At 71.3% G+C, this 4813-nt stretch carries 6 protein-coding genes; 1 reads left to right on the forward strand and 5 read right to left on the reverse strand.

Annotation, left to right across the window (positions count from 1 at the left end):
- Window positions 1-97 precede the first annotated feature (97 nt).
- The 5 genes from GKQ77_RS27830 to afsQ1 form a co-directional block, all read right to left on the reverse strand.
- Window positions 98-301 carry a PspC domain-containing protein gene (locus tag GKQ77_RS27830; protein ID WP_125514656.1) on the reverse strand — a complete coding sequence of 68 codons (204 nt, stop codon included), beginning with the start codon at window positions 299-301 and terminating at the stop codon, window positions 98-100.
- 88 nt (window positions 302-389) lie between these two features.
- Complete coding sequence (locus GKQ77_RS27835; RefSeq protein WP_308117813.1) at window positions 390-938, reverse strand: VanZ family protein; 549 nt, start codon at window positions 936-938, stop codon at window positions 390-392.
- 55 nt (window positions 939-993) lie between these two features.
- Window positions 994-1605 (reverse strand): hypothetical protein, encoded by a 612-nt coding sequence (locus GKQ77_RS27840; RefSeq protein ID WP_219691686.1) that lies wholly within the window; start codon window positions 1603-1605, stop codon window positions 994-996.
- A complete protein-coding gene (locus tag GKQ77_RS27845; RefSeq protein ID WP_219691687.1) occupies window positions 1602-3164 on the reverse strand; it encodes an ATP-binding protein in 1563 nt (520 codons plus the stop codon). Before GKQ77_RS27845 ends, GKQ77_RS27840 begins: the two co-directional genes overlap by 4 nt.
- Window positions 3161-3838 carry a two-component system response regulator AfsQ1 gene (gene afsQ1, locus GKQ77_RS27850; protein WP_030779097.1) on the reverse strand — a complete coding sequence of 226 codons (678 nt, stop codon included), beginning with the start codon at window positions 3836-3838 and terminating at the stop codon, window positions 3161-3163. The genes GKQ77_RS27845 and afsQ1 overlap by 4 nt, the downstream gene beginning before the upstream one ends.
- 213 nt (window positions 3839-4051) lie before the next feature.
- On the opposite strand from afsQ1, the gene GKQ77_RS27855 reads away from it, so the two are divergent.
- Window positions 4052-4777 carry a SigE family RNA polymerase sigma factor gene (locus GKQ77_RS27855; protein WP_219691688.1) on the forward strand — a complete coding sequence of 242 codons (726 nt, stop codon included), beginning with the start codon at window positions 4052-4054 and terminating at the stop codon, window positions 4775-4777.
- The last annotated feature ends 36 nt before the right edge of the window (window positions 4778-4813 follow it).

The raw sequence follows: 4813 nt of genomic DNA on the forward strand, positions 1-4813 counted from the left end.
TCAACGGCCTGCCGCTCGGCTGACCCTTCTCGCGTACGCCGAATGGGGCGCCCCTCCAGCAGGAGGGGCGCCCCATCGCGTTGTCCGGCGGGCGGCGTCACCAGGCCTGACGGGTGGCCTTGTCCTCGGACGGCAGCAGGAACCACAGGGCGATGTAGAGCAGGAACTGCGGGCCGGGAAGCAGGCAGGACGCCACGAAGATCACGCGCATCGTGGTGGCGGAGGTGCCGAAGCGCTTGGCCAGGGAGGCACAGACTCCGCCGATCATCCGGCCGTGGGTGGGGCGGGTAAGGGCGGTCATGTCGGGCTCCTTCGTGAAGCGTGGGGACGAGGCGGTGTGTGCCTCGATGCTTCAAAGCTACGGGTACCCCCTCGCCCGGAACGTCCCCCTACGGTGCGATCCCGACCCTGGGAATCGTCGGGGTCGACCCCTGAGAGGCCTCCTCCCGCCGGAGGGCCGGGACATACTCCCGGCCCTGGAGACGGCGGAGCCTGGCCCGGGCCGCGGGCACCACCGCGAGATGCGCGAGGGCCACCCCGAGGGTGTTCAGGAGCAGCGAGTCGACGTCGACGACCTGGCCGGGCACCCCGGTCTGGAGCAGTTCGATGCCGAGCGAGAGCAGCGCCCCCGCCGCGACCGTACGTACGAGCGAACCCCACGGCGAGACGACGAGCCGTCCGCCGGCCAGCGGGAGCAGCACACCGAGCGGGGCGAGCAGCAGCAGCGCCTCACCGATCCGGCGGGCCGCCTGGAGGCCGCCGAGCGCCAGGTCCGCCTTGATCCCGGCGAGCGGCCGCAGATTGGCGGCGCTCATCCAGGGGACGTCCAGCGGACGCAGCGTGATCCACCCGACGAGCAGGAGGTGTGCGACGAGGAGGAGTCCTCCCGCCGCACGGAAGCGGATGGCGGCAGTACGGCCGCCCGAGCCTTGACGCACGCCCCCCAAGACGCCAGAGGCGGCAGGATCGGTTCCGTGTACCCGGTGACACCCGCTACTTCACGGTCTCGGTGGGCAGCGCGACCGTGCCGGGCCGGGAGCGGACCTCGGGCGTGCAGGTGTAGCGCCGCAGCGGATCGTCCGCGGGGCCGCCCATGATCACCGTGTGGTCCTCGGCCGCGGCGGCGCTGTCGGCCAGCGTGCAGACGATCTGCGCGAGCGCGAACGCGGACAGGTCCTCCGGCGGCGTACTGAAGCGCAGCGTGTCCTCGGGGTCGCCATCGGCGGGCCCGGAGACCCGGGCGCCTGCGCGTACGTCCGTGGCGAGGCCCGCCTGCTTCTCGGGGTCCGAGGGGGGCGCCGCCAGCTCGTCGAGGAGGGACTGGGCGATCCGCACCCGGTCGGTGACGGTCTCGTCGGCCTCGTTCTCGCGCACCCGCACGGTCCTGTCGACGCTCACCAGCTGGGCCGCGCAGACCAGGAAGACCTCCACGGGAACCCCGCTGCCCGACTGCGAGGCGATGCTGGAGCCCGACATCACGCACGGCACCCGCGAGGGGGCGGGCCCGAAGTCGGTGGGCACCTCCGTCGACCTGATGCCGCACCCCGCGAGCGCGGCGGCGAGCACCGCCGTGGCCGCCGCGGCCCGGATCCGTCGCCCGTTCATGCCTGGCCTCCCTCGGCGGGGACATCGGCGGCCTGGCAGCCGACCTCGCTCTCGCTCTCGCACGGCAGCCACAGCGTGAAGACGGCGCCGCCGTCCGGGCAGTTGGCCGCCGAGATGTCGCCGCCGTGGATGTGCGCGTTCTCCAGGGCGATCGACAGGCCGAGGCCACTGCCCTCGGACCGGGGCCGGGACGCGCTGGCCTTGTAGAAGCGGTCGAAGACGTGCGGCAGGACGTCCTCGGGGATGCCGGGACCGTGGTCGCGTACGGAGATGACGAGCTTCGCGTCCTCGAGCCGCACCGACACCTCCACCGGGGAGCCGCCGTGCTTGAGGGCGTTGCCGATGAGGTTGGCCAGGATGACGTCGAGGCGGCGCGGGTCGAGCCGGGCGGTGATGCCCCGCTCGGCGTCGAGTTCGACCGCGTCGAGCCAGGCGCGCGCGTCGATGCACGCGGTGATCTGGTCGGCGATGTCGACGTCGTCGAGGACGAGGCGCGCGGTGCCCGCGTCGAAGCGGGTGACCTCCATGAGGTTCTCCACGAGGTCGCCCAGGCGGCGCGTCTCGCTCACCACGAGCCGCACGGCCGGCTCGATCATCGGATCGACGGAACCGGTCTCCGCGTCCAGCTCCTCCTCCAGGACCTCGGTCACCGCGGTGATCGCCGTCAACGGCGTACGCAGCTCGTGCGACATGTCGGCGACGAACCGCCGGGACGCCTCCTCACGGGCGCTCATGTCGGCGACCTTCTTCTCCAGGTTCTCGGCGGTCCTGTTGAACGTCCGGGACAGATCGGCCAGTTCATCGGTGCCGGACACGCGCAGCCGGGTGTCGAGCTTGCCCTCGCCGAGCCTGCGGGCGGCGACCCCGAGGCGGTGCACCGGTTTGAGTACGGTCGTGGCGGCGGCCTGCGCGAGCAGCGCGGAGCCGATCAGCGCCAGGGCCGTGGCGATCGCCAGGGACCAGCCGAGCGAGCTGAGGTCCTTGGCCTCGGGCTCCAGGGACTTGAGCATGTAACCGGTCGGGCCCCCGCCGATCACCGTGGCGCCGCCGACCAGGTACGGGTCGCCGTGGTCCACGGTCCGCTGCCAGTACAGGTGGTACGGGCTGTCGTTGCCCGAGTTCAGCTCCTGCTTCTTGAGCACGGCCTTCTGCAGCGAGCCCGGCACCTTGGCGAGCGTGAACGCGTCCAGGTCGGAGTAGCCGACTATCCGGCCGCCGCCCTTCTTCTCGGCGACCAGGAGCACGCTGTAGCCCTGGCTGCTGTTGGCCATCTGCCCGGCGGCCGCCTGCAGTTCCTCCTGCGTCGCGTCGGCGCGCAGCGCGCCCGCGCGGGTCTGCATCTGCTGCCGGAAGTCCTTGAGCGCCGCGTCCTGGGCGCGCGTCAGCACCGCCTCGCGGTTGAGCCAGTACGCGATGCCGGAGGCCGAGACGGCGGCGGTGAGCGCCACCAGGCCGAAGACCACGACGAGCCTCAGGCGCAGGCTCGTCAGGCGCAACCCCGCCAGGAGGGCCTTGCGCGCCGCGGGCAGGCCGCGGAGCTTGTCCTGCGGTTTGGTCACTGAGGCGTGTCCAGCCGGTATCCGACCCCGCGCACCGTGCGGATCAGCGTGGGCGACGAGGGCACGTCCTCGACCTTGGCGCGCAGCCGCTGCACGCACGCGTCGACGAGCCGCGAGTCGCCGAGGTAGTCGTGCTCCCACACGAGCCGCAGCAACTGCTGGCGCGACAGGGCCTGTCCGGGCCTGCGGCTCAGCTCCAGGAGCAACCGCAGCTCGGTGGGGGTGAGCTGAAGGTCCTCGCCGTTCTTCGTCACGGTCATCGCGGCCCGGTCGATGACGAGCGAACCGAACGTCGCCGCGTCATTGGCCTCCCGCTCACCGCGCCGCAGCACGGCCCGGATCCGGGCGTCGAGGACCCGCCCCTGCACGGGTTTGACGACATAGTCGTCGGCGCCGGACTCCAGGCCCACCACCACGTCGATGTCGTCGCTGCGCGCGGTCAGCAAAATGATGGGCAGCTGGTCGGTGCGCCGGATGCGACGGCACACCTCGAACCCGTCGATGCCCGGCAGCATCACGTCCAGCACGATCAGGTCGGGCCGCTGCTCGCCGAGCAGTTTCAGGCCGTCCTCGCCGGTGGCAGCAGTGGCCACCCGGTGCCCCTGGCGCGTCAGCGAGAGCTCCAGGGCCGTCCGGATGGCGTCGTCGTCCTCGATCAGCAACAGGGAAGGCACGGAGGTCATTCTGTCCCATGCCCGGCCGCACTTCGACTGCTGGAGCGCTCCCACACCGCACCCTCACGCACGGAAGGGGTGCCAAAGCCCTGTGACAGGCCTGTGACAGTCGGCGGACACCGTCATGAAGTGGGTCCGGCAGAGTTCTGGTCACACGCAAGAAGCACGGAAGCAAGACGGGGAAAGCCGGACTCCACCGATGGGGGGCGCGAGATGAATACGCTGCACAGCACCAGCTCAAGCGCAGTTGTCACGCGTCTCCACGACGTCGGACGGGGATCTGAGAAGTCCGGTGCCGTGAGCGGGCGGGGGTGCGCTCGCGGCGCCGGGCGTCAGCACACCACGTACATGACGGTGGTTGACGCGCCGCACGGGAAGAACGCGTACGGGGAGGGCTCGGGGGAGCGGAAGACCTTGTCGGAGGCGGAATTCACCGCCTACGTCCAGGAGCGCCGCGCCTCTCTGTACGCGACGGCCTACCACCTGACCGGCGACCGCTTCGAGGCCGAGGACCTGCTCCAGAGCGCCCTCTTCTCGACGTACCGCGCCTGGGACAGGATCAGCGACAAGGCCGCGGTCGGGGGCTATCTCCGCCGCACCATGACGAACCTGCACATCAGCGCGTGGCGCCGCCGCAAGCTGAACGAGTACCCGACCGAGGAACTGCCGGAGACGGTGGGTGACACGGACGCCATGCGCGGCACGGAGCTGCGCGCGGTCCTGTGGCAGGCCCTGGCCCGGCTGCCCGAACTCCAGCGCACGATGCTGGTCCTTCGCTACTACGAGGGCCGCACCGACCCGGAGATCGCGGACATCCTCGACATCAGTGTGGGCACGGTCAAGTCCAGTATCTGGCGCTCACTGCGCCGGCTGCGCGAGGACGAGGTCCTCAGCTTTGGCCGCGACCAGGAGGAGTCCTTCGGCGAGCTGGAGGCCTGAAGGATCGGGGGAACGGGGGCCGCCGCTCCGGGGGGA

Source organism: Streptomyces anatolicus (genome assembly GCF_019400875.1).
Taxonomy (GTDB): domain Bacteria; phylum Actinomycetota; class Actinomycetes; order Streptomycetales; family Streptomycetaceae; genus Streptomyces; species Streptomyces anatolicus.